Consider the following 25,722-nt stretch of genomic DNA (forward strand, 5'->3'; position numbering starts at 1 on the left):
AAAGGCTTTCTTTATTACGGAGTAATTTTCTTTAAATACTCTTCCAATTGCTCTATCGTTTGTTCACCTTTAATCTCTTGAATCACCTTACCATCCTTATCAATCAAGAAGCTTGTTGGTAACGGTATTACTCCATACGTTTTTATAATTTCTCCACCTTTATCAATTGCGACTGGGAACTTAAGATCGTATTGTTTCACAAAATTCTTAACAGCAATATCCGTTTCATCTGCATCTAACGCAATAATTTCAACGCCTTTTTCTTTATACTTTGGATATAATTCGTTCATATAAGGCATTTCTTTCTCACACGGTTTACACCAAGTGCCCCAAAAGTTTAAAAATACACCTTTTCCCTTTAAATCTTTTAATTCAATTTTCTTTCCTTCTAAATCTGTCACAACAAAATTAGGTGCTTCTTTTCCGATTTGCATTTTCTCTTCTTTAGTGAAATACCCTTGATAAAGTGTAAATCCTACAGCACCGCATAAAATGAGTAGAATAATAACACGAAATAATAAGCGATTTTTTTTCATATTGTCTCCCCTCTCTTCGACGAGTGATGAATATATGTATTTTTTAATAAATCACCAGCGGAGCATTCCACTGGTGAAAGTTTCACACTATCGATTAGCGCGGCTTTGTAGAAGCCAATGCACGTAATTGTTTCACCTCATGTGGTGACAATTCTCTAGCATCACCAGGGCGCAAGCTACCCACTTCTAAAAAGGCGTAGCGTTCACGCTTTAGTTTCACTACTTTACAATCTAACGCTTCAAACATGCGGCGTACTTGACGATTACGTCCTTCATGAATCGTTAATTGTACAATCGCAGTCTCTTTACGCTTGTCCCAAGAAATAATTTTCACTTGTGCTGGTGCTGTTTTTCCATCTTCTAATGCAACACCTCGTTCTAACATGCGAATTTTCTCACCTGTTAATGGCCCTTTAATTTTTGCAACATACGTTTTTTCAACTTTATATCTCGGATGCATTAATACATTTGCAAATTCCCCATCATTTGTCATTAATAATACGCCAGACGTATCATAATCTAAGCGGCCGATTGGGAATAAACGTTGTCTAATTTCAGGGAAAAAGTCTGTTACAACACTTCTTCCTTTATCATCTGATACACTTGAAATTACGCCAGTTGGTTTATATAGTAAAAAATAAACAGGTTCTTCTTTTTCAAGAGGGATGTTATTTACTTCTACTTTATCTTGAGGAGTGACTTTCGTTCCTAACTCCTTCACTATTTTTCCGTTAACTTTCACTTTTCCTTGCTGAATTAATTCCTCAGCCTTTCTTCTCGATGCAATACCTGCTTGCGCAATCACTTTTTGTAATCGTTCCATTTCTTTTTTTCACCTCGAATTTATCTTACCTTACATTAGAAAGACTTGGCAACCGCATACACTTGACGGCTTTTCGCTTCATCTTACTTAAACAACATAGCGATGATAATAAACATATAAAGGGCAAATCATGTTTTTACCTTTTATTATTGTCCATATTCTTCATATTGCTCACAATAAAAGTTCATCATTTTGTCAAAAATACCGCATAAAAAAACCACTATTAAGCAACACCTTAATAGTGGTCGTATACGTATTATAAGCGAAATAGCATAAAAAATGAATAGCCTTACTTAAACATTAAAGAAACAAACACAATTGAACAAATAATTCCGATCAAATCGGCAAAAAGTCCTACTTTTAATGCATCGCCCATTTTTCTAATTCCAACAGCTCCGAAGTATACTGTTAAAATATAAAAAGTCGTATCTGTACTCCCTTGCATCGTAGAAGCCAATCTTCCAATAAATGAGTCTGGCCCATATGTGGCAATTAAATCGGTCGTAATACTTAAACCAGCAGAGCCTGAAATAGGGCGTATAAGTGCTAGTGGAACAATTTCTGCTGGGACATGAATTAAATCTAACATCGGCTTCATTACTGATATCATTGCATCTAATGCACCTGAAGCTCGAAATATTGAAATAGATACAAGCATCCCAACCATAAATGGTAAAATGGAGATTGCAATTTGAATTCCTTCTTTTCCTCCCTCAACGAACGATTCATAGGTTGGCACTTTCTTTATCGTGCCATATAAAAGGATAAAACCAATTACACAAGGGATTACCCATAATGATATCGTATTGACAATACTCATTTCTTCCGCCCCTTCCTACTCCTTCTTCGGTAAAAATAGCGGTCAATCCAAATCGCTCCGATCATAGAGAGTACTTGTGCAATGAATGTTACCCCTACAATTTCAGTAGGATTCGCTGATTCATACGTCATTCGAATCGAAATGACAGTAGTAGGAATTAAAGTAATCGCTGATGTATTTAACGCGAGAAACGTTACCATAGAACGGCTCGCCGAATCCTTCCCTCCATTTAATTCTTTCAATTGTTCCATCGCTTTAATACCAAGAGGGGTCGCTGCATTCCCTAATCCAAAAAAGTTTGCCATCATATTCGATAAAATAAATCCCATTGACGGATGATCTTTCGGTATTTCTGGAAATAATCTTTTTACGATCGGCATAAAAAGTGACACTAACTTTTTTAACAACCCTGCTTCCTCTGCAATTTTCATTAAACCAAGCCAAAATACTAAAACACTAATGAGTCCTATACAAATTGTTACTGCGTCTTTTGCTCCGTCAAATACAGCTTTATTTATCGCTTCCATCGTTCCATTTATCATGGCATATACAATCCCTATGACTGCCATCGCTACCCATACGAGATTAACCATCGCTCCCAACACCTATCATATGAGAAAAAATTTCTTTCACATTATTCCAGTACATTCCCGTTGTAGCTACTAACTTTCGTTTACTATAAAATAAATTCCGTTCTCCAACTTTCTCATTGCCAACATAAATTTCTGTCTTCCCAACCTTTACGCCATCCTTAAGTTTTGCACTTTTATCGAGTTCAACTTTTAATACGACATCCTTTCTTTCTTGCTCTGTTAATGGCACCGCAAAACTATTTTTCGTATAAACATGATTGGCATATTTCTTTTCAGTTATTTCAGCAAGAGCTCCTTGTCCTACAACGTTCGTTTGCTTGAAACGTTCAAAACCTTTATCAAATAAATTCATATGATCATCCCAATCGCTAGAAGCGCTCAAAGTTACGACAATTAGATCTAGTCCATCTTTTGATGCTGTTGTAACAAGTGTCCGTCCTGCTTTCTTCGTAAAACCGGTTTTTCCTCCTGTCGCAAATTCATAATAAGATGTCACGAGTTTATGTTTGTTTTTCCATGGATAATCCCACGAATCTGATTTATACGTTTTTGTCCCAAAAATCTTCTTAAAGGTTTCATTCCCCATTGCATACTTCGTTAAAAGTGCCATATCATAGGCTGACGAATAATGGGAGCCATCTCCATCCAAACCATGTGGGTTTGAAAAGTGAGTATCTTTCATTCCAATTTGTTTCGCCTTTTCATTCATTAAATATACGAACCCTTCTATACTCCCTCCTACATTTTCAGCAATTACTTGTGCTGCATCATTACCAGATCTAAGCATGAGTCCGTATACTAAATCCTCTAACTTCACTTTCTGTCCAGGTTTTAAATAAATTGCTGAGCCTTCTACTCTCACCGCTTCATTACTAACTGGTACCATTTCTTTCATTTTTCCTGATTCAGCAGCTAACAACGCTGTCATAATTTTTGTTATACTAGCAATTTTTTGTGACTCGTGTTCTGCTTTCCCATATAATACACGACCTGACTGTTGTTCCATTAATACAGCATTTCGAGCACTGACATTACTGTTCATCTTTGCATATGTAGGAATTGGCATAACGCTTGCGTACATAATAAAAAGCGTGATTATTACACAAATTCGTCTCATATTTCCCCCCACGTCCTTTTGGCACTTTTTGTACAAGTGTATGCTTGGCCTTTTAAAATATGAACGAAATCTCTGGCCCCTTCCAATAAAAAAGACGCAGAAAACCTGCGTCTAATAAGGTGTCCATTCAATTTGTTTCGCACTTTCAAATCTTTTTTCGACATCAGGCCAATTTACAACATTCCACCAGTTTTTAATATATTCATCTTTTCGATTTTGGTATTGTAAATAATACGCATGTTCCCACACGTCTAGTACGAGGAGCGGTATGGTATCCCATTGTGTAAATAATTGATGAAGTGTACTCTGCAAAATTTCTAATCTTCCAGATCGTGGCACCCAGACGAGAATCGCCCATCCTGATCCTTCCACTTTAGAAGCTGCTTCTGTGAAATGTTTTTGAAAACGTAAAAAACTTCCAAAATCTTGTTCAATCTGTTGTGAAAGAGCCCCCCTTGGACTTCCGCCACCATCTTTTTTCATGTTATTCCAAAATATCGTGTGTAAGTAATGACCTGATCCATGAAAAGCCGCTTCTCTTTCCCAATGCTTAATTAAATCAAATTGATTTGTTTTTCTCGCTTCTTCCATCATCTTCTCTGCCTTATTTAATCCTTCCACGTAACTGCGATGATGTTTATCATGGTGTAACATCATAATTTCTCTAGAAATATAAGGTTCTAACGCATTATACGGATAAGGTAATGGTGGAAGTGTATGCCCTCCAATTGGAACAGCTCGTTCACTATCCCCTCTTTCATATAGTTCATATTCCTCTTCTCCTTGCACGAATACTTCCTGCAAATGATGCTGAATATGTTCTACATCATCACTTATCTCATACATAAACTCTGCATCTGTATCATACTCATGCTCTTTCATACGATCTAATAACGTTTGAATTTTATAAGCAAGCATATGGACATCATACACTTCCATTGCACGGCTATCTAATACGTGAAGAACACTTTCACACCAGCTCTCTACTTCATGAAAGTAATCTGTAAATACACCTTGCTGACTCATGTTACACCTCCTTAATGCTATCCCCATAAATATATTCAAAGGAAATCCCTTATATAACTTTACAAAAGGAAAAGAAGCTAAGTCCCCTTAGCTTCTTTTTCGCAATTAATATTTGTGTAACATCTTTGTTTGGTAATCCGTCTCATAATATTCTAGTTCTTCACGCATCAATTGAAATTTACCTTCTAAACTCTTCATCACTTGCTCTACAGACGCTGGTGGCGTTTGTTGAAAAACGATGGAGTTTTTCCCTGTATAGGCAGACCGACTATTTTCATACCAATGATCACTCTTTGGTGAGAAAAACTCTGCAATTACTTGATGATAAATTTTATATAAAATTTTTTCAGCTGCTGTTTTTCGAAATGGCTGGCTATTTAACAAAACAAAACATGCATCATGTCCTTCTTCACAAAAAACGAGAAGACGTCTCATTGACGCTAATAACCCCTTGTAATATTGTTCGTTCCCTGCTGGTGTTTCTTCTAATAAAGAAGGTAACGTATGATAATTTACATAATTGGTTATCAGTGTAGTAACATCTTCTAAAAACATAGAAACTTGTTCTGTTTGATTTTCAACCATCAGATTAGACATTTTTCCCTCTCCTTTGCCATTTCACGCTATTTCTACTCTTTTATTTTTATGTAATTCAGCCAATATTTCTTGTACTTTCACCACTGTTCCCTCATCAAAATATTGTTGAAATTCTTCTATATTATTTAAATATAAACGTTTTTGCATACGAAGCTCCTTCTCTTTCAGTAAACAACATATCGCTACAATATCCCGTAAATATATTTCTTGTTCTTCTACTTTACATACTGGATTTCCTTCAAAAGGAGTAATTTCTTGTAAAACTTCTTCAAAATATCGAACGTATAAAACGGAAAAAGTTCTCTCTTTATTATTTAATATATATGTCACTTCAGATCTATTAAAGAAATCTTCCGATGTATTTGGTTTTGCTTTCTCTAACTCATATCCCGCATAACCTATTATAATCATCTACTTCCCCTCTCTTCCTTCTTTCAATTTATTTTAACTTAATTTTCTGACAAACGAAATACTCTTTTAAATATAACCCTTATAAAAAATAGCTTCCCTATACAGGAATTTACCTTTTTATTTTTCTTGAAGTTTGTCATAATAATATTATTGTCTCAGTTTTCTTATACAAGGAGAGTTGTATTTATGTCGTTTTCATGGAAACGTTTCTTACAAATCGGGAAATTTATCTTCCCATTTGTTGTATTAACAATTGTATTCTTTCAAGCAAAAAAAGAATTAGCAGGCATTTCTTTTTTAGAAGCAATCAATTCAATTAAAAACATTCCAACCGGCGGAGTCTTTTTAGCAATTACACTTGGTGCATTTGCTGTATCAACAATGTTCTTTTATGACTATGTTATGCTTCGTTATTTAAAAGCTGATATACCAGTCCAAAAGATTTTCCGTATCTCATGGATTGCTAATACTTTAAATGGATTTATTGGATTTGGTGGTCTCGTTGGAGCTGGTGTACGCACAATGCTTTATCGTCCGTACATAAAAGAAAATGGCAAACTTATTAAAAGCATTGCCTGGATGACAACTGCTTTTATTAACGGATTAGCCATTCTTTCATTCCTCGGTCTTATTGGAATATTAGACACAAGTTTTATTTTGCATGAAAAACCGTGGCTATGGCCTGTTCTTATCTTTTTCGCTCTTTTCGTCCCTATATATATTGGCTTTTCTAAACTTAAAAATAGAAAAACAAGCCAAACCGAAGGACAAGAAGAAGCAGAAGAGAAAAATCCAACTGTTTTATACTCATTAGTTTCATTAGTCGAGTGGGTATCTGCTGGTATTGTTATGTACGTCATATTAATATTATTTGGCATCGATATCGAATTTCAAAAGTTCTTAGGTGTGTATGTCATTGCTGCTTTAGCTGGCGTTGTGAGTCTTGTGCCTGGTGGCCTTGGTTCATTTGATCTTGTCTTTTTAACTGGACTCGGACAGTATGGCATTGATACAGGCGTATTACTACCTGCTATGTTATTGTATCGCCTCGTCTATTACATTTTACCTTTCTGCCTTGGTCTTATTTTTGCAGCTTTTGAAATGACAGGCGTGGCCATTAAAAAGTTTGAAGATAAACCTTTTATTGCGCCTGCATTAGAAACAACTGGTGTTATATGGACTTTGCAGCGTGATTTTCTAGGAAAATTAGGTTCATGGGCATCTGCTGCCTTAACAGTATTTGCTGGACTAATGGTTATTTTATCGACCATTCTACCAACAAGTATAAACAGAGCACACGCCTTACATATTCTAGCTCCAAAACCTCTTATTCAATTTTCTTTTAGCTTATCACTAACATTTGGTATTCTCCTGCTAATCCTTTCACGAGGCATATATTATGGAACAAAACGTTCTTACTATATGACGATTATTTCTTTAATCGGAGCAGCAATCTTTAATACGCTAAAAGGAATTGATATTGAAGAAACGTTTATTTTATTAATCGTACTCGCTGTATTATATATGCTTCGTAAAAGATTTGTACGCGAGAAAATGGAAGTCTCACTTTCTGATATGGTAAAAGTTTTTATATTCCTACTTATAACTTTATATTTATATAAAAACTTAGGTATTTTATTTGCAGGTGCAAAAGAAGCCTTTAAACCTGATTTTGTCGTTCGTAATATTACGCAAGTGAAACGAAGTGCATTAGCAGCTGCCTTTTTCGTTCCTACTTTTTTACTGATTGGCTCACTCATTGCCAACCGTTATCGAAATGAATTTCCCGGGCAACCAGCGAATGATAAAAGATTGAAAAACTTCTTAGATGAACATAATGGAAATGTACTTAGTCATTTAGGATTTTTAGGAGATAAACAATTCTTCTTCAGTAGTGATGGGAAAGCGCTCCTTCTCTTCTCTATAACGGGAAAGCGCCTTGTTGTGCTAGGTGATCCAATTGGGGATCCTTCCTCCTATCGTACTGTGTTACAAGAGTTTTTAGCTGAGGCTGATCGATTTGGATACATTTGTGTATTCTACCAAATTGAAAGTAAATGGATGAGTTTATATCATGATTTTGGTTATAACTTCTTTAAGCTTGGTGAAGAAGCTGTCGTTGATTTAAATACATTTACAATAACAGGAAAAAAACGCGCCGGTATGCGCGCGACTTTCAACCGTTTTGAAAGAGAAGGCTATACATTCTCTATTCACCAGCCACCATTCTCAGATGAACTTTATGAAGAGTTAAAAAAAGTTTCAGAGGCATGGCTCGGCGGTAAAAAAGAGAAAGGCTTTTCACTCGGATACTTTGATCGTGAATATATTAGCCGAGCACCTATCGCTACATTATCTGATGCGGATGGAAAAATCATCGCATTTACAACCTTTATGCCGGTATATCAAGACGGATCATTGTCTGTTGATTTAATGCGCTATTATCCAGATGCACCTAGCGGTATTATGGATGCAATTTTCATTCACCTATTCCAGTGGGCCAAAGAAAATGAATACCATTCCTTTAATATTGGTATGGCACCACTTTCAAATGTAGGTTTATCGACACAATCTTTCTGGTCTGAACGAGTTGCTGCCGCCATCTTTAATAATGTTCGTTATACGTATAGTTTCAGCGGACTACGTCATTTTAAAGAAAAATATAAACCAGCATGGAGCGGTAAATATTTAGCATTTAGAAAGAATCATTCTTTACCAATTACAATGCTCTCTGTTACAAAATTAATAGGAAAACGAAAAAACAGCTAAATATTTAGCTGTTTTTTCGTTTTTGAACTTGTACAATAAATTCTTTTTCATATTTCTTACCATTTATATAGAAATCTCCCCATATTTTATACGTTCCTTCTACAGGGAATGTAATACGATATTGTAATTGCTCATCTGTATCAACAGGTATTGCATATAAAAAGTTTTCTCTCGTTTCGTCCACGATATAGAGTGCCTCTACTTCTCCTCTCTCGGAATGTAATTTCAATTTCTCACCCTTTTTCGCTTGGAATTGAAATGTTAACGTCGCTGGTTCATTCGGATGCAAGGCACCAAATAATAAAGAAACTTCATACTCCCCTATTTTTTTTGTAAGCACACTATCGATTGAAAATTTTACTTTTTTCTTATTTTTCTCCTCTATTTCTCTCCCAAAATCTTTCTTCGCAAATGATTCCACAGACTTATTTTTGTCTTCATATAAAAATATTGTATATCCTTCATCTTTCACTATTTTGGAAGAAACCTTATATGATCCATTCCCTGCAAATGTAGGTTTCATTTGTTGTACATGTTTTAATTGTCCGTCTACAATAACTGCCCGAATTTGATCATTCACACCACGAACTTCGTTATTTTTATTATTTAGTAATTGAAACGAAATATCTACTTTCTCATTTCCTTTTCCATTTGACACATCCCATTTTACTTCCTGAACATCACCTACAGTCTCTGTAGTTTCCTGATACTTCTTTATGTAAAATCCTCCTACTACAATAAAAAGCAAAGCAACAAGTCCAATGACAAGATTTTTCAAAACATCACCTACCATTTTTATTGTCTCTGTTCACACAAAACTTCTTACATATATATTCTAGATTATGATTTATGAAATCCTCCTGCTTTACACATATTACAAATAATTAAAAGATTTTAATTGAAAGGATTGATAGTGTATAATGCAAATGATATTGATTTCTATCAATACATTATAAGGAGGACTTTTCATGAGTGTACATATTGAAGCAAAACAAGGCGAAATTGCTGAATCTATTCTATTACCTGGTGATCCATTACGTGCAAAATATATCGCTGAAACATTTCTAGAGGACGTTACTTGCTATAATAACGTGCGTGGTATGTTAGGTTTCACTGGAACTTATAAAGGAAAACGCGTATCTGTTCAAGGTACAGGTATGGGTGTTCCTTCTATTTCTATTTATGTAAACGAATTAATCCAAAGCTACGGAGTTAAAAATTTAATTCGCGTTGGAACTTGCGGTGCGATTCAAAAAGACGTAAAAGTACGTGACGTTATTATTGCAATGACAGCTTGTACGGATTCTAATATGAACCGTTTAACATTCCCAGGTTTTGATTTTGCACCGGCTGCAAACTTTGACCTTTTAAAGAAAGCTTACGATGCTGGAACTGAAAAAGGCTTACACGTTCGTGTTGGTAACGTTTTAACAGCAGATGTATTTTACCGCGAAAGCATGGACATGGTTAAAAAACTTGGAGATTACGGTGTACTAGCAGTAGAAATGGAAACAACTGCTCTTTACACATTAGCAGCGAAATACGGTGTAAATGCGTTATCTGTATTAACAGTAAGTGACCACATCTTCACTGGTGAAGAAACAACATCTGAAGAGCGTCAAACTACATTTAACGAAATGATTGAAATCGCTTTAGATGCAGCAATTCAACAATAATACATTAAAGAACTCGTCATACGTCTGTCGAGTTCTTTTTATGTGACCTTTTATAAAAAACTACTTTCGGAAGAGACAGATTTTCCCCTCTACTTTTTGGCAACGTTTGTTATAATAAAGAAATCATTTACAGTATTTCTCACAAGAGGTGACGCAGTGAAAAACAGAAGTATCGTCTTTAAACTATTTTTATTAACATCAACATTATTTACAATCATATTCCTCCTTTTTTTCCTAGGACAATCTCTATTTTTAGAGAAATTTTATATTAATAAAAAGGTAAAAACCGTTCAAAATTCTTTCGAGAAGTTCGTAGATAATTACGAAAAAAGTGGTAAAAGTTATGAAGAAATTCGAAAACTAAAACAAGAATTTCATGATAAAACAAATGCCGAAATGCAGTTTTTAAATACGAACGGTATTATTAAAAGCGACAATAATTTTTACATTGATGTAATTAACCCTAAAAATAATAAAGCATATTCCATTCCACTCAATAACCTTTTAACGCCTGAAGAATATAATAAATTCGAAAACTTAGGACTGAAAAAAGATGGGGTGATAAACGTCGTCGGTTTTGTACAAGATTCCGCCATAACACCAATAGAATTGACGACAAACTATAATCGATGGCAAAACGAATATATCAACTCAGATTTTCAATCCATTAATGGCAACCCTGCTAAAAATAGACTTACAAGTCGATCCAAAACTGTAACTCAAATTGAGTTTACTGGTATTGTATCTAAGTTACAGCTTCCATCCAAAGCTGATGTTCGTCTTGCAAATGATCTTGAAACATTACAAGCCGTTCAATATTTTGCAGAAATTATTAGAGATGGCACTACTAACCCACAGCAATTGAGCCATTTCCTACTAGATAGCGGAGAAAATATAAAGAATAGTATCTTTGTAAAACCTATTATGGAAAATGGAAAGATTACAGAATACGCTTTTGCCGTAGCATCATTGCAACCTGTTAATGAAGCAATGCTTGTTTTAAAGGATTATTATGTCTATGCCTTAATCATCGTATTTCTCGTAATTATTTTGTTATCCTTCTACTACTCAAAAATCATTGTGAAACCATTAATTAAAATGAATCGTGTTACAAAAAAAATGGCCAATTTTGATTTTAGCGAGAAATTACCTGTGACAGCAGACGATGAAATTGGTGGGCTTTCCGGCAGTATTAATACGTTATCTGTAAACTTAAAAGACCGAATCGATCGATTAAATGTTGCCAATACAAAATTACAACAAGATATTGAACGTGAACGTCAATTAGAGAAAACGCGAAAAGAATTCATTTCTGGTGTATCACACGAATTAAAAACACCACTCAGTGTAATTAGAAGTTTCGCGGAAGGAATTAAAGATGGCGTTAGTAAAGATACGACGTATTACACAGATGTTATTTTAGAAGAAACAGAAAACATGAACAGACTTATTGTTGAAATGTTAGAATTAGCAAAATTAGAATCAGGTACGTACAAACTAGATATGACGACATTCTCAATCGGTGAATTAATTCAACAAGTCTATACAAAGTTATTATTTAGCATGGAAGAAAAGCATTTACAAGTGAACATAGATGTAGATTCTTCTATATTTGTGAAAGCGAATCGTAGTCGTATTGAGCAAGTGGTCGTGAACTTACTTAGCAACGCAATTCGCTATACGCCAGATGGAGAAAAAATACAAGTCTCTGTTATAGCAATGGAAGATACAGTAAAAGTCGAAATCGAAAACACAGGAAACCCTATCCCAGAAGACAGTCTTGAAAAAATTTGGGATCGTTTCTACCGTTTAGATGCATCTCGTAGCCGTCATACTGGTGGTACTGGTCTCGGATTATCTATTGTAAAAAACATTTTAGACCTCCACCATGCCGAATACGGTGTATATAACACGACTAATAGTGTTGTATTCTACTTTAATTTACAAAAAGTAAAAGAAGTCAAATAATTTGTCTTAATTTCACTAGGAGTTCACATGAAATTCACACTCTCCCTTTATAGTAAGAAACAAGTTAATCCTTTCCTTTACACACATAAAAGAGGAGAGTGCGTGAAATGAAACAAGCAGGACAACCTATTCAAAATGAAAAACAATTAGAAACTATCAAAAATATACTTTTACAATCTTCGAAACGTGATGGCTTATTATTCGTATTAGCTGTAAATTCTGGCTTAAAAGTAAGTGAAATCTTACAATTAAAAGTTAGTGATGTAATCGATGAAAATGAAAATGTTCGCCATTCCATTTTATTTTACAATGAAAAAGTAAAGAAACATAAATGGTTTGCTGTAAATGAAGACTTACAGCACGCGATCGAAGACTACATGAAAGAACGTAAAACTTGGAAACGTAATGAACCATTATTAAAGTCTCAAAAAGGAACAAAATCTATTACGAGACAACATGCATGGTACATTTTAAACAAAGCTGCAAAAGAAGTTGGATTAGAAGGGATTAGCTCACATACACTTCGAAAAACTTGGGGATATTGTGCATACAAATCAGGTGTTGATATCGCATTTTTACAACACTTCTTTGATCATAGTACTCCATCAAAAACTTTAAAGTATATCGGTATTGCTTAATAACTCTTATACATAAAAAAGGTTACCATTTTATAAATGGTAACCTTTTTTATGTTTCACACTCTCTTTTCTTGTCTCTCCTATATTGTAGTGGTACTCTAATAATAAGGGGGAGAAATTATGAACACATTAACAATTGAATTACCGAAAGAAACGGCTGAAAAACTTGATTTATTAAAACAAGCTTATGAAAAGAAAACAGGTGCTTCCATTTCTGAGAGTACCCTTGTTCAAACACTTATCTCAAAAGAGTTTATCCAAGCGATAACTCCTTTTGATTTACAACAATTCGTTACTGGAAAAGAACAGCATTAATTGCTGTTCTTTTTTTGATACTTTATCAGGAGTTTGCTAGCATTCTACCCCCAAAAACTTCTTTGCCTCAGCCTAACTTTTTATCAGGAATCTTCCTACCCGTTACTGTCTCATAAAAGTTTTTTATTTATTTTTCGGAAAACTATTGACAATGATAATGATAACCATTATCATTTATTACGAAGCCAACAATTGATGAATCAACCAAACGCTCAGTAACATTGTTACCCCTCTTTTTCATATAGAAAGGCACTGTACATTCCCCCTGTTTGTACAGTGCCTTTCTTGTTTATTATCATTCAAACAAATTTAATTGCTCGGGCTTCGGCTCACCATATGTAATGTTCATCATTTTCATAAGCTGTTTCGCATTATCCGCTGCATCTCCGCCCGAATTATTGTTAAATAGTACATATATGCCCTTTGCCTTCTTTTTCAATTGCTCTAGTCTTTCTACCCATTCTTCTAATTCTTTATTGTTGTAACGATATAAGCAACGAACCGCTCTCCAATTTTCCCCTTTATCCAGCCAGCCATGAACATTTCGACCATGAAAACGTATTAACACCATCTCTGCATTCGTTACTTCTAAAACGAGCGGTACCGAACCTATCCCCGCCTGTGGCTCGTCACAAATTGTATGAATCCATTTCTCCTGTTCCAAAAACCGTAAAGTCTTATCTCTCATTTCTGGATAAAACCATGTTTGATTTCGAAATTCTATGGCACACGGCAAACCTTCCATTTTCTCTTTCGTATATCGAAGAAAATCTACATTTTTCTTTTTACAATCAAACCATGGTGGATATTGAAATAAAATCGTTTTTAATTTATTAGCTTCTATTAAAGGAAGAATAGATTGTTTATACACATCAAACATCTCGTCGAACGTAGAAAACGGAATTTCACCTTTCATATGTCCCGTCATCCCTTGATATGCTTTTACGACAAAAGAAAAATCTTTCGGTGTCTCCGTTGCCCATTTTGTATAGTTTCGCGCAGGTTGCATCGCATAAAATGAACTATCCACTTCCACAATAGGAAAATGCTCACTATATGTTCGTAATTTATTTCTATTTTCATAGGGATCTATATATAAAGAATCATGATCTCCCCACCCTGTCACTCCAATAAAAAGCAAATATATCCCTCCCTTTTTAACTTCACCTTCTATCCATTTTACTCAATTCCCGAACACCTCGACTAATCAATTTCATTAAGTAGCTCTTTCTTTAAGAGTATCCGTATAAAAATATGATATACTAGATGGAAGAATTTTTAAATTGAGGGGTTATTTATTTATGCTTCCAAACGATGATATTGTATCTCATGAAAAACGAATAGAAAAATTAGAAAATAAAGTACGTTTTTATGAAGAACTTGTGAATCAATTACCACATCATTTCACATACAAAAATCCACATATTGGTTTACAAATAAAGAAAACGAGAACGACTCATTCTATACAAAACATACAAAAAGAGAATAAAGAAGCTGAGTTTCAGCTTACCTGCGATTCATTATTTTTATTTGAGCAACTTGAAACATACTTTGTTCATATTTTCGATGCTTTTTCACATCATGTCACCTTTGTTGATAGTAAAGGAAATATAACTTTATGTAATCAAGCTGCAGCAGATGATTTTGGTGTAGTACGAAATGATATAATCGGAAAACCAATTCAACAATTATTAAAATTGCCAGAAGAAAAAATTAAAGCTCTTGAAACATTAAGAACGGGAACAGAATTATATAATGAAGAAGTTTTAGACAAAAACTATGGCATATTAAATAACCGAATTATTCGTGATTATAACGGAGAAATATTTAGAGTTATTAGTGTCTTTCATTATTTAAACACAGAACGTGATGCAGAGAAATTTTCGTTAGCAGGGCGAATTGCAGCTGGGATTGCACATGAAGTACGTAATCCTCTTACAACCGTACGGGGTTACTTACAATTTTTACAAGAAAGTGTTTCTCCATCTAATAAAGAATTATTTGAAAACTTACTCATTCCTGAATTAGACCGCGCAAATAGTATTATTACAAAATTTTTAGCTATTTCAAAAACACGCGAATTTACAAGAGAACCGTTTCCTATTAACACATTTTTACGTGAATATATTCAACAGTTACTAGCTAGTGAAGTCTTTTTACATAACATTTCAATTGATTATAATTTTTCTACCGAGTTGGATGATGTATTAGTCAATATTGATCGTCATGAACTTGTGCAAGTTTTTTTAAACCTATTTCAGAATGCTGTCGATGCTCAAGGCGAAGAAAAACTTTCTATCCAAATTACTAGTTATCGCCTAGATAATTTTGTTCGTATTACTTTCACTGATAATGGAATTGGTATTCCACCAGCCATTCAAGAATATATCTTTGATCCATTCTTCTCAACAAAAGATTCAGGCACAGGACTAGGCTTGTCAGTAACGAAGAAAATTATTCAAAATCATAACGGTACATTAAAAATGACCAGTAATCAAGATGGTACAACTTTCACTATTTCAATTCCAATTCTACCTAAAACGACCCTTGAAAGATTAAATGAATACAAATGAGGTACTCCTCCACAAAAAGCATGCCAATTGTTATATACTCCTAGCAATTGGCATGCTTTTTTATGTTGAACTAATCTTTTTTAAGTTCTATAAATCTTTCTCTATAACTTAATTGTTTTCGCTTAGTAGGCAAACTTCTTATTTTTTTAGAAATAGTAGTTTGTCCATCACGAATTTAGTGTAAATTTCATTTTAATATATAGTAACGACTATTGATTCTATGAAAGAAAGGAATGAAAAGATGAACAATAAAAATAAAGGAAAAGTATTTTATGGTAATGATTGTTGCGAAATCAGAGCTTGTAGTTATATTAACATCTCTAAGTCCGAACTTACAGAATTCGTTAGACTTCTTCAAGCTCTTGGCCAAGCTATTCAAGCTGTCTTTCAAAACCCTTCGCAACATAATATCGATAACTTGATTGTTGCCCTAAATAACCTACAAAAATTCCTCAATTGCTTAGATTTATCTCCCGCACAAAAACAAATTGGAAATTCTATTATCGCTAATCTATTAACTATTTTAACGACAAAACCTTTTTCATGCGGAGCATTGTATGTTGAGTTACAAAGCCTGCTTAATTATTTATTGTATATCACTAAATTATTCAAAGTAGATTGCTGTACGATCGACAAACTTGTTAAACTCATTACAGAAATCCAAGCTATCCTAGTTCAATACGGATCAGGTTGCCTTGGTGGTGGAGGAGCAACAGGTGCTACGGGAGCTACGGGAGCTACCGGGCCTCAAGGTGCTACTGGACCTCAAGGACCTCAAGGTATTCAAGGACCAGCGGGTGCTCAAGGTGCTACTGGTGCTCAAGGACCAGCGGGCGCTCAAGGTGCTACTGGTGCTCAAGGACCAGCTGGCGCTCAAGGTGCTACTGGTGCTCAAGGACCGGCTGGCGCTCAAGGTGCTACTGGTGCTCAAGGACCGGCTGGCGCTCAAGGTGCTACTGGTGCTCAAGGACCAGCCGGCGCTCAAGGTGCTACTGGTGCTCAAGGACCTCAAGGTATTCAAGGGCCAGCGGGTGCTCAAGGTGCTACTGGTGCTCAAGGACCTCAAGGTATTCAAGGACCAGCTGGCCCTCAAGGTGCTACTGGTGCTCAAGGACCGGCTGGCGCTCAAGGTGCTACTGGTGCTCAAGGACCAGCTGGCGCAACAGGTGCTACTGGTGCTCAAGGATCAGCTGGCGCAACAGGTGCTACTGGTGCTCAAGGACCGGCTGGCGCTCAAGGTGCTACTGGTGCTCAAGGACCAGCGGGTGCTACTGGTGCTACTGGTGCTCAGGGTGCTACTGGCGCGACAGGTGCATCGGGTACTCCAGTTCCTGTAACTACAGCTGTATTAGGAAACACAATTGCACAAACAGTCTCACCGGGAAGCAATGTACAATTCAATGAAACATTTGAATTAACAAACATCTCCTTTAATGGTTCTGATACTCTAACGGTTTTAGAAACTGGTGTATATGATATTAGTTTCTCTGCATCTACAACTTTCCCAGGTTCTTCACCATTTGGCTTTGGTCTTTCATTTAACGGCCAACCACCTAGTCGTAATTTTTCAACTAACGTTATCGGTAGTGCAGTTTCTTTCTCTACAATCATTACTTTACAAGCTGGTACAACAATTTCTGTACAACCTACAGCAAATACTATTTCTATTCCTAACACAGGCGAAACAACTGCTATACTTTCGGTCTTCCGAATTTACTAACCACAATTTTCAATAATATTTTGGAATGACCAAGCACATTTATAAGTAATAGGTTTTTGACTGTCTATTAAATCTCTCTTTTAATAAAAAGGAGCACTTATTTGGGAGGATAAGTGCTCCTTCTTTACGTTTCTTTACCTCAAATTTACTCTACCTTAATCCTCATTTTGTATGATAAATAGTGAAGTCAAAGATATGAAAGAGGGATGAAAATGAGAGTTATGTCACTAATACGCATTTGGTTTGCTCTTATGGTATGCATTATTTTATGTGTAGGATTTTTTTTAACTCTAAAATATTCCACTATATCAAAAGCAGAGAGAAAAACCGTTCCATACAAACTTTTGTATACAAAACAAAGCAACATCCCTTATTCCAATGCAACACATAATGAAAAAAAAGTTATAACAGGAATGCTTATTACGAAAGCTTCTAGTTCCGAAGCATTACTTCAAATTGCTGAAACGATTAAAGATCAATATACAAATAAAAAAATCGATGAAATTACACTTTCTATCCACAATGAAAATAATGGTAATTACGAAGAAGAATTACCTTACGAACCTATTAGTAAAGGAAAAATAACCGTCACATACGATTCCGAATCCTTTGGCAGTACGAACATTATACTTAACGAATAGTAACTAGTAAGGAGAAAGAAGAATTTCAACCGTTTAAAGTTTCATTTTGTTTTTCATACGAAAAAGAGGCGAATTTCGTTATTCGCCTCTTTCTTTTACCAAAATGAAGGGATCCATTCTTTCACTTTATCAATCCACTCTTGTTGCTCTTTTTTTCTTTGTTGTTCCTCTTCTTTCCTTCTCTTCTCTTCTTCTTTCCTTCGTTTTTCCTCTTCTATTGTAGTCAATTGTTTTTTATAATCAGCCTCAGATATGAGTGATAACTGGAATGCTTTTTGAGCTGGATTGGTATTCGCTTTTTTCATAATATCCCGGAACATTGTCGTCGTAATTTGACTTCCCCCCGGAACATAATGATCACTATCTGTTTTATCATACCCTACCCAAATCGCACCTACTAAATCTGGTGTGTATCCAACAAACCATGAATCCTTTGCACCGGTGCTTGGTCCATTTACAATTTGAGTCGTTCCTGTCTTACCTGCCGTATCAACATTATTAACTTTCGCCTTTTCGCCCGTGCCCTTTTCGACAACACCTTTTAATAAATATGTCATCTTTTGAGCAATTTTCTCGCTCGTCACCCGTGTCTCTTTCTTATACCACTTTCCAATCGTTTCACCTTCAGCATTTTGTATCTCCCTAATCGCATGAGCTTCCACTTGAACACCGTCATTTGCAAATGTACTATACGCTTGGGCCATTACAAATGGCGAGGTCCCAACATGCATCCCGCCCAAAGCAATCGGATATGTACGATCTTCTGGCACTAATGGAATACCAAAACGCTCTAAAGATTTCAAACCTTTATCCAATCCAATTTGCTCTAATAACCAAACAGCGGAAACATTGTACGACTTTGCCACAGCTTCATACATCGTCACATCACCGTGAAAAGTATGATCGCTATTTTGTGGTTTATATTCTTTAATATTAAATGGTTCATCTTTTAATATATCGTATACTTCATACCCTTGCTCTAACGCTGGTACATATACAGCCAAAGGCTTTAGCGTTGAGCCCGGTTGTCTTTTCAATTGGGTTGCATGGTTAAACTGTAAAAACTGATACGGCCCTCTGCCTCCAACTAAAGCTGGTACACCACCTGTTTTTGGATTCATAAGAACTACACCCGTTTGCATAAGCTGATCTGAGCCACTATCTTTGAAATAACTATCATTATTCACAACATCTTCCACAGCCTGTTGTTTTTTCGGATCAAGCTCTGTATAAATACGATAACCACCCGCTAAAATTTCATTTTGTGTTAATTCGTACTTGTCCATCGCTTCTCTAACAATATAATCTACATATTGAGAGTATTTCCCCTTGTATTTATCATCCACACCACGTTTTAACACAAGACCGCTCTCTTTTTCTTTATTATACTGTTCGTCAGAAATATACCCTTGCTCTTTCATTAAACTTAATACAACATTACGTCGTTCGATTGACTTGTTAAAGTTTTTATAAGGCGAATAGGCAGACGGTGCTTTAATCAATCCAGCAATCGTTGCAGCTTCTGAAGCTGTTAAATCTTTTACATCTTTATCAAAATAAGATTTAGCTGCCCTTTTTATCCCCCAAGCTCCTTCACCAAAATAAATTTGATTCATATACATTTCAATAATTTCATCTTTCGTATACGTACGCTCTATTTTTTTTGTTAAAAAATATTCCTTTATTTTTCGAGAGTATGTGCGGTCTTGTGTCAGAAATACGTTTTTCGCAAGTTGTTGTGTAATCGTACTGCCCCCTGCTACAACTTCTCCTGCTGTAATATTTTTAAAAACTGCACTTATAATTCCACTATAGTAAATACCGTGATGGTTAAAAAATTCCTTATCTTCTACTGCAACAATTGCCTGAACCATAATGTCAGGAATATCTTTCCTTTTAACACCTTCTGTTTTAGATGAAGCTAATTTAGTCGCAACTTCATTATTTGCATCATAAATTAAGGTCGGTTGCGGAACAGCTTGTTTTAATTCAGATATGTCTTGAATGGAAATTATTATATTTATAGCAATAAATAGAGTAGCAAGTAAACTTCCTAATACAATTAATGAATTACGAAGTTTCTTCCTCTTATTGAACCACTCCTGCATTTTTTTTAAGTGAGTGTTCTTCAATTTCATTCGTTCACTTCCTTCGTTTGTTTACACTCTTCTTTTCAAAAGGAAGAATATACCTCCTTTTAAATTTATTATAATAACGTAGTCTTTCCTGTAGTGTAAAGCTTTTCTTTCACATTCATACTTTTTGCAAGAAAAGGACATTCTACAAGTAAGATATTCAATATTGATTATTAATATTATTAATACAACAATGAGAGTTATGTTAAGTTTTTGTAAACTTTTCGATAAAATGTTTTAAAAAACGACAGTTTTTTGTTAGAATTGACTAGCCAATATATTTTACATATATTACTTTTGTGGGGGTAACTAATAATGGTATTTAAATCAAAAAAAGATAAATTTTCTGAAATGTTAATGAATGTTTCAGAAAATTTAAAAGAAGGCGCGCAGTTTTTCGTGGAGTATAAAATTAAAAATGCTAGCGATTTAAAAGAGTTTTCTATGCGCATGAAAGAGTATGAGTCAAAAGGTGACTCATTTATTCACGAAATCATTATGGAGCTAAACAAAGCGTTTATTACTCCAATTGAACGTGAGGACATCCTACAACTTGCAATGAGTATGGATGATGTATTAGACGGATTAGATCATAGTGCTGGTCTATTCGAAATGTATTCTATTACAGAAGCTGATGAATACATGATTAAATTCGTTGAAGCAATTAATCAATGTGCGATTGAGATTGCAAACTCTGTTGAACTACTGTCTAAAAAGAAGTTAGTCGACATTCGTACGAACGCGATTAAGATTAAGGATTACGAATCACAATGTGATGATATTCGCCGTCATGCGATTAAGCACTTATTCTCTCGTGAGAAAGATCCGATTAAAATTATTCAATACAAAGAGATTTACGAAGAGCTTGAAGAAGTAGCGGATAGCTGCCAAAGCGTTGCAAACGTATTAGAAACAATTATTATGAAGAACGCGTAAGGAGTTTGATCATGGATACACTCTTGTTACTGACCGTTTTAGTAGTCATTTGCGCTTTAGCTTTTGACTTTATTAATGGATTTCACGATACAGCAAATGCTATTGCAACGGCTGTTTCAACGAAAGCTCTAAAGCCTAGACATGCAATTATTATGGCAGCTATTATGAATTTTTTAGGTGCGATGACATTTACAGGTGTAGCAAAAACGATTACAAAAGATATCGTTGATCCATTTGCCTTGCAAAATGGTTCTCTTGTAATTTTAGCTGCTTTACTTGCGGCAATAGCATGGAATTTGATCACTTGGTACTACGGTATTCCAAGTAGTTCTTCGCATGCAATCATTGGCTCAATCGCAGGTGCAGCTATCGCTGCGGCCGGTATTAGCTCATTAAATCTTAAAGGATTCATAAAAATTCTTGAAGCTTTAATCATTTCGCCAATTATCGCTTTTGTTATTGGTTATATCGTATACAGTATATTTAAAGTAGTCTTTAAAAACTTTAATTTAACGAAGACGAACAAAAACTTCCGTATATTCCAGATTTTCACTGCTGCATTACAAGCTTATACACATGGTACAAATGATGCGCAAAAAGCAATGGGAATCATTACGATGGCTCTTATGGCTAATAGCTATCATACTTCTAGCGACATCCCGTTCTGGGTACAATTATCTTGTGCGATTGCAATGGGTCTTGGTACTTCTGTCGGTGGATGGAAAATTATTAAAACTGTCGGTGGACAAATTATGAAAATTCGTCCGGTAAATGGTGTAGCTGCCGATTTATCATCATCACTTGTTATTTTCGGTGCAACATTCATTCACTTACCAGTTAGTACGACGCACGTTATCTCTTCTTCTATTTTAGGGGTTGGTGCTTCTCATCGTGTAAAAGGTGTAAAATGGGGAACTGCAAAACGCATGTTAATTACTTGGGTTATCACACTTCCTATTTCAGCTTCTTTAGCTGCTTTATTCTACTCTTTATTACACTTGATCTTTTAATCAAAAGTCGTCTTCCTTATTTTTCTAGGAAGACGACTTTTTTGTGAACAAACCTTTTTCTTATGAAAAAGCGTGTATAATAATTGGTGGATAAGTTATATAGAGGAGTTGGCAATTTTGGAATACATCATGTTACTTTTCATCGGGCTAATCGCCGGGACAGTCGGGAGTCTAGTCGGGCTTGGTGGCGGAATTATTATTGTTCCGTTATTAATCGGATTACACAGTCTATCACCACAACTTGCAGTAGGAACTTCAATGGTAACAGTCGTTTTCACAGGACTATCTTCCACCCTTACTTATATGAAGCATAAACGAGTAGATTACAAAAGTGGACTTATTTTATTTATCGGGAGTGGCCCTGGTGGTATCATCGGCTCGTGGGCAAACAAATTTTTAAACCAAGATACATTTTCTTTATATTTTGGGATTTTCCTTATCTTTGTCTCCATTCTTCTTATGTTACGAGACAAATTAAACCCTCTTTCTTTATCAAATATGACGGTAATTAAACGTTCTTTTACCGATAACGAAGGAAACACTGTACACTATCAATTTCCACCGCTTCTCGCTATCTTTATCGCCTTTATAGTTGGTTTTATATCTGGGTTATTTGGAATTGGTGGCGGTGCCTTACTTGTTCCAGCAATGATGCTGCTTTTTGCATTCCCAGCACATATCGCTGTAGCAACTTCGATGTTTATCGTATTTCTATCAGCCATTGTAAGTTCTGCAACTCACATCTCCCTTGGAAATGTCAGCTGGATTTATGCATTAATTCTTATTCCTGGTGCATGGATTGGCGGAAAAATCGGGGCTTATATCAATACAAAATTAAGTGGTAAAGCCGTAATTAATTTATTACGTATCACATTAATTATTCTCGGGACTAGATTAATTATTACTTCTTTTTTATAACGTGTTCTTTTTAGAATACGTTTTTTTTTATACACATGAATATAAAAATCCTCCTAAGAGAACAAATAAAATTAAACAAACACATAATAGCATATAATTTGAAATATGTACTTTCTTCAAGTTGACCACTCCTATAACTGCGACTGTTATCTTTATGATAGCGAAAAAATAGTTTACTTGCAGTTACAAAGTGCTAACAATGCAAAATCATTTATTACAAATTTTATCCTTATATTTCATTTCTTTGTATATTCTATCGGTTTAATAAAAAAAGATGTCATATTGACATCTTTTTTAATGAAGAAGTGACCATCCCATAAAATCCTCATGTACTTGGCACGCCCTCTTATCGTTTCGATCATATAATTCAGCATAACTATCTGTTTCTTCATCATAAGCCATCGTATAAATAATTTGGCCATCTACTTCAACGGATAATACGACTCCACCTTTCATCTCTTCTACATGAATGGTAGCATTCGCCGGAATTCTCATATCCGTCATTTTTATCGCATCTAACAATATACTAAACCCCCTACAGCGTATTCATTGCTAGTACTATTACACACTAAATAGTATACTACTGTAATAGCATACATTTCGTCAATGAAATTGCTGTTTAAATAGCATATTGTCTTTATACATATACGCTACAATAAAAGAAATAGAAATGTTTAAATGGGGGGCTAACATTGATTCTACACAAAGGAGATGTACTATTCCGTCAAGGCGAGGACGGTCCTTTATATTTTATAAAAACAGGCTTATTAAAAGTAGTAAGGATCGAAGAAGATGGAACACCATTTTTATTCAACATTATTGTTCCAGGTGAAACGATACCTCACCATTCTTTAATTTCACCGAAGGAGTATCACGGTACAGCAATCGCTTTAATGAAAACAGAAGTTGAACCTATCATTAGTAGTGAATGGTACGATCAACTTCAGGCAAATCCCGCATCATACGCAAATATTGCTATGCAATTACAATCAAAATTAAGAATGATGCAGCAGCGTATCGATCAATTGACAACCGTCTCTCCGAAAGAACGTCTTCATCGTTTACAAGAATGGTTCACACTATATTTAGGTGACATTCCTATATATGAAATCTTAACGCAAACTGAAATCGGCCAACTGATTGGTATACGCCGTGAAACGGTAAATCGACTATTACGAGAACAAATAAAAAACGAGGTAAAATAATACCTCGTTTTTCGCTTATTCAAATCCACCTTATTGTAAGCTTGCTGCTGGACCGAAAAATTCATAATGAATATGCTCTTGTTTCACACCTAAATCAGTTAGTGCAGCATTTATATGTTTCATAAATGGTACGGGACCACAGAAATAAAATTCTGCTTCCGTTGTCGGGATAATAGTTTTTAACCATTCAGCTTCAATGAAGCCTTCTTTATCAAAGTTCTTCATTTCCAAATCTTTTTCAGTTGGTGCAGAATAGCAATTGTATGCTTTAACTTGTTCATATTCATTATCTACTGCCTCAACGTGTTCTTTCATTGCATGTGTATTACTATTTATCGCTGCATGAACAAAACATACATTACGTGTTGAGTCTTGTTCAATTAACGTATTTAGCATACTCATCATCGGAGTAATACCTACTCCACCACTAATTAGTACAACTGGTAAAGTTGAATCCATATTTAATACGAAATCTCCTGCTGGTGCACTTACCGGTAACATATCGCCTTCTTTTACATGATCATGTAAGTAGTTAGATACTTTACCGTCCGGTGTATCTACACCTTTTTCTTTCTTTACACTAATACGATAATATTCTTTTCCAGGAGCATCTGATAAGCTATATTGACGATTATGTGTATATGTTTCACCTTCGATATTTATTTGAATCGTTACATATTGTCCTGGGATGAATTCAGAAACTTTCCCGCCATCTTCAGGTTTTAAATAAAATGACGTAATAACATCGCTTTCCTTTACTTTTTTAACAACTACAAAGTTACGGAAATCTTTCCATCCACCTTCTTTATGTGCCGCTTCTTCATACATCTCTGCTTCAATGCTAATGAATGCATCAGCAATGACACCATAAGCTTCTCCCCATGCGTTTAACACTTCATCAGGTGCGCCTGCGACCTCTTTAATTGCACGTAGTAAACATGTACCTACAATCGGGTAATGCTCCGCTTTAATACCTAAACTTCTATGCTTATGACCAATTTGTTTTACAACTGGAATAATAACTTCTAAATTATCAATGTACGTTGCAGCTGCATAAACAGCATTTGCTAGCGCTTGTTGTTGTCTTCCTTTTTTCTGATTTGTATGATTGAAAATATTCAATAACTCCGGATGTTCCGAAAATAAAATTTCATAAAATCTCGTTGTAATTTCAACGCCTTTTTCTTGTAATAATGGTACTGTTGACTTTACGATTTCAATTGTTTTTTCACTTAACATTGTATTCCACTCCTCTATTTCCTTAACTGTTTTTAGTTTAACTGAATTGTAAAATG

At 35.1% G+C, this 25,722-nt stretch carries 25 protein-coding genes; 12 read left to right on the forward strand and 13 right to left on the reverse strand.

The genetic code is table 11. The features are described from left to right. Positions 1–14: 14 nt before the first annotated feature. From resA to MR115_RS11890, 8 genes are all read right to left on the reverse strand, one after another. Positions 15–536 (reverse strand): thiol-disulfide oxidoreductase ResA, encoded by a 522-nt coding sequence (resA, locus tag MR115_RS11855; RefSeq protein ID WP_000742201.1) that lies wholly within the window; start codon positions 534–536, stop codon positions 15–17. A gap of 94 nt (positions 537–630) precedes the next feature. Further along, positions 631–1,359 carry a 23S rRNA pseudouridine(2605) synthase RluB gene (rluB, locus tag MR115_RS11860; RefSeq protein ID WP_000440552.1) on the reverse strand — a complete coding sequence of 243 codons (729 nt, stop codon included), beginning with the start codon at positions 1,357–1,359 and terminating at the stop codon, positions 631–633. 289 nt (positions 1,360–1,648) lie between these two features. Continuing rightward, positions 1,649–2,179, reverse strand: a complete 531-nt coding sequence (spmB, locus tag MR115_RS11865) for a spore maturation protein SpmB (protein WP_000029511.1) — start codon at positions 2,177–2,179, stop codon at positions 1,649–1,651. Next, positions 2,176–2,772, reverse strand: a complete 597-nt coding sequence (gene spmA / locus MR115_RS11870; RefSeq protein WP_000247806.1) for a spore maturation protein SpmA — start codon at positions 2,770–2,772, stop codon at positions 2,176–2,178. Before spmA ends, spmB begins: the two co-directional genes overlap by 4 nt. Then, on the reverse strand, positions 2,765–3,889 hold the full coding sequence (gene dacB / locus MR115_RS11875; protein WP_061677827.1) for a D-alanyl-D-alanine carboxypeptidase DacB: 1,125 nt from the start codon (positions 3,887–3,889) through the stop codon (positions 2,765–2,767). Before dacB ends, spmA begins: the two co-directional genes overlap by 8 nt. Before the next feature lie 111 nt (positions 3,890–4,000). Further along, positions 4,001–4,915 carry a superoxide dismutase gene (locus MR115_RS11880; RefSeq protein ID WP_000082672.1) on the reverse strand — a complete coding sequence of 305 codons (915 nt, stop codon included), beginning with the start codon at positions 4,913–4,915 and terminating at the stop codon, positions 4,001–4,003. A gap of 105 nt (positions 4,916–5,020) precedes the next feature. Then, positions 5,021–5,512, reverse strand: coding sequence for a YpuI family protein (locus MR115_RS11885; protein ID WP_242241387.1), 492 nt, complete (start codon positions 5,510–5,512; stop codon positions 5,021–5,023). Positions 5,513–5,533: 21 nt separating this feature from the next. After that, positions 5,534–5,923, reverse strand: coding sequence for a hypothetical protein (locus MR115_RS11890; RefSeq protein WP_242241389.1), 390 nt, complete (start codon positions 5,921–5,923; stop codon positions 5,534–5,536). 186 nt (positions 5,924–6,109) lie between these two features. Between MR115_RS11890 and mprF the strand changes: the two genes are divergently transcribed. Then, positions 6,110–8,692 carry a bifunctional lysylphosphatidylglycerol flippase/synthetase MprF gene (gene mprF, locus MR115_RS11895; protein ID WP_097818770.1) on the forward strand — a complete coding sequence of 861 codons (2,583 nt, stop codon included), beginning with the start codon at positions 6,110–6,112 and terminating at the stop codon, positions 8,690–8,692. A 4-nt stretch (positions 8,693–8,696) separates the two neighbouring features. On the opposite strand, the gene MR115_RS11900 is transcribed toward mprF, so the two are convergent. Beyond that, on the reverse strand, positions 8,697–9,485 hold the full coding sequence (locus MR115_RS11900) for a hypothetical protein (RefSeq protein WP_242241390.1): 789 nt from the start codon (positions 9,483–9,485) through the stop codon (positions 8,697–8,699). A gap of 175 nt (positions 9,486–9,660) precedes the next feature. On the opposite strand from MR115_RS11900, the gene deoD reads away from it, so the two are divergent. The 4 genes from deoD (at position 9,661) to MR115_RS11920 (ending at position 13,289) form a co-directional block, all read left to right on the forward strand. Next, positions 9,661–10,368, forward strand: coding sequence for a purine-nucleoside phosphorylase (gene deoD, locus MR115_RS11905; protein ID WP_000110707.1), 708 nt, complete (start codon positions 9,661–9,663; stop codon positions 10,366–10,368). A gap of 156 nt (positions 10,369–10,524) precedes the next feature. Further along, the gene (locus MR115_RS11910; RefSeq protein WP_242241392.1) at positions 10,525–12,336 is read left to right on the forward strand and encodes a sensor histidine kinase; all 1,812 of its coding nucleotides are present in this window, start codon (positions 10,525–10,527) and stop codon (positions 12,334–12,336) included. Positions 12,337–12,443: 107 nt separating this feature from the next. Next, positions 12,444–12,974 (forward strand): tyrosine-type recombinase/integrase, encoded by a 531-nt coding sequence (locus MR115_RS11915; protein ID WP_000806236.1) that lies wholly within the window; start codon positions 12,444–12,446, stop codon positions 12,972–12,974. Positions 12,975–13,094: 120 nt separating this feature from the next. Then, positions 13,095–13,289 carry a DUF3924 domain-containing protein gene (locus tag MR115_RS11920; protein WP_001094861.1) on the forward strand — a complete coding sequence of 65 codons (195 nt, stop codon included), beginning with the start codon at positions 13,095–13,097 and terminating at the stop codon, positions 13,287–13,289. 295 nt (positions 13,290–13,584) lie between these two features. Here MR115_RS11920 and MR115_RS11925 read toward each other — a convergent pair whose 3' ends face one another. Then, the gene (locus MR115_RS11925) at positions 13,585–14,430 is read right to left on the reverse strand and encodes a DUF72 domain-containing protein (protein ID WP_063261778.1); all 846 of its coding nucleotides are present in this window, start codon (positions 14,428–14,430) and stop codon (positions 13,585–13,587) included. A gap of 160 nt (positions 14,431–14,590) precedes the next feature. On the opposite strand from MR115_RS11925, the gene MR115_RS11930 reads away from it, so the two are divergent. From MR115_RS11930 to MR115_RS11940, 3 genes are all read left to right on the forward strand, one after another. Beyond that, the gene (locus MR115_RS11930; RefSeq protein WP_242241394.1) at positions 14,591–15,862 is read left to right on the forward strand and encodes an ATP-binding protein; all 1,272 of its coding nucleotides are present in this window, start codon (positions 14,591–14,593) and stop codon (positions 15,860–15,862) included. Positions 15,863–16,103: 241 nt separating this feature from the next. Then, a complete protein-coding gene (locus MR115_RS11935; RefSeq protein WP_242241397.1) occupies positions 16,104–17,582 on the forward strand; it encodes a Gly-Xaa-Xaa repeat protein in 1,479 nt (492 codons plus the stop codon). A 212-nt stretch (positions 17,583–17,794) separates the two neighbouring features. Beyond that, positions 17,795–18,223, forward strand: a complete 429-nt coding sequence (locus MR115_RS11940) for a hypothetical protein (RefSeq protein ID WP_071722392.1) — start codon at positions 17,795–17,797, stop codon at positions 18,221–18,223. Between the two features lie 95 nt (positions 18,224–18,318). On the opposite strand, the gene MR115_RS11945 is transcribed toward MR115_RS11940, so the two are convergent. Next, positions 18,319–20,361 (reverse strand): transglycosylase domain-containing protein, encoded by a 2,043-nt coding sequence (locus tag MR115_RS11945; RefSeq protein ID WP_071722390.1) that lies wholly within the window; start codon positions 20,359–20,361, stop codon positions 18,319–18,321. 312 nt (positions 20,362–20,673) lie between these two features. Between MR115_RS11945 and MR115_RS11950 the strand changes: the two genes are divergently transcribed. From MR115_RS11950 to MR115_RS11960, 3 genes are all read left to right on the forward strand, one after another. Next, positions 20,674–21,294, forward strand: a complete 621-nt coding sequence (locus tag MR115_RS11950; protein WP_000231446.1) for a DUF47 domain-containing protein — start codon at positions 20,674–20,676, stop codon at positions 21,292–21,294. Positions 21,295–21,305: 11 nt separating this feature from the next. Further along, positions 21,306–22,304 carry an inorganic phosphate transporter gene (locus MR115_RS11955; RefSeq protein WP_061680306.1) on the forward strand — a complete coding sequence of 333 codons (999 nt, stop codon included), beginning with the start codon at positions 21,306–21,308 and terminating at the stop codon, positions 22,302–22,304. A 117-nt stretch (positions 22,305–22,421) separates the two neighbouring features. Beyond that, positions 22,422–23,222, forward strand: a complete 801-nt coding sequence (locus MR115_RS11960; RefSeq protein ID WP_000455763.1) for a sulfite exporter TauE/SafE family protein — start codon at positions 22,422–22,424, stop codon at positions 23,220–23,222. A 294-nt stretch (positions 23,223–23,516) separates the two neighbouring features. Here MR115_RS11960 and MR115_RS11965 read toward each other — a convergent pair whose 3' ends face one another. After that, the gene (locus tag MR115_RS11965) at positions 23,517–23,744 is read right to left on the reverse strand and encodes a hypothetical protein (RefSeq protein ID WP_061680307.1); all 228 of its coding nucleotides are present in this window, start codon (positions 23,742–23,744) and stop codon (positions 23,517–23,519) included. Between the two features lie 170 nt (positions 23,745–23,914). Here MR115_RS11965 and MR115_RS11970 point away from each other — a divergent pair, with 170 nt between their 5' ends. Further along, complete coding sequence (locus tag MR115_RS11970) at positions 23,915–24,427, forward strand: Crp/Fnr family transcriptional regulator (protein ID WP_000600576.1); 513 nt, start codon at positions 23,915–23,917, stop codon at positions 24,425–24,427. 30 nt (positions 24,428–24,457) lie between these two features. Here MR115_RS11970 and hmpA read toward each other — a convergent pair whose 3' ends face one another. Further along, positions 24,458–25,666 (reverse strand): NO-inducible flavohemoprotein, encoded by a 1,209-nt coding sequence (hmpA, locus tag MR115_RS11975; RefSeq protein ID WP_242241399.1) that lies wholly within the window; start codon positions 25,664–25,666, stop codon positions 24,458–24,460. Between the last annotated feature and the right edge of the window lie 56 nt (positions 25,667–25,722).

It is taken from the genome of Bacillus cereus group sp. BfR-BA-01309, assembly GCF_022664315.1.
In the GTDB taxonomy this organism is placed as follows: domain Bacteria; phylum Bacillota; class Bacilli; order Bacillales; family Bacillaceae_G; genus Bacillus_A; species Bacillus_A mobilis.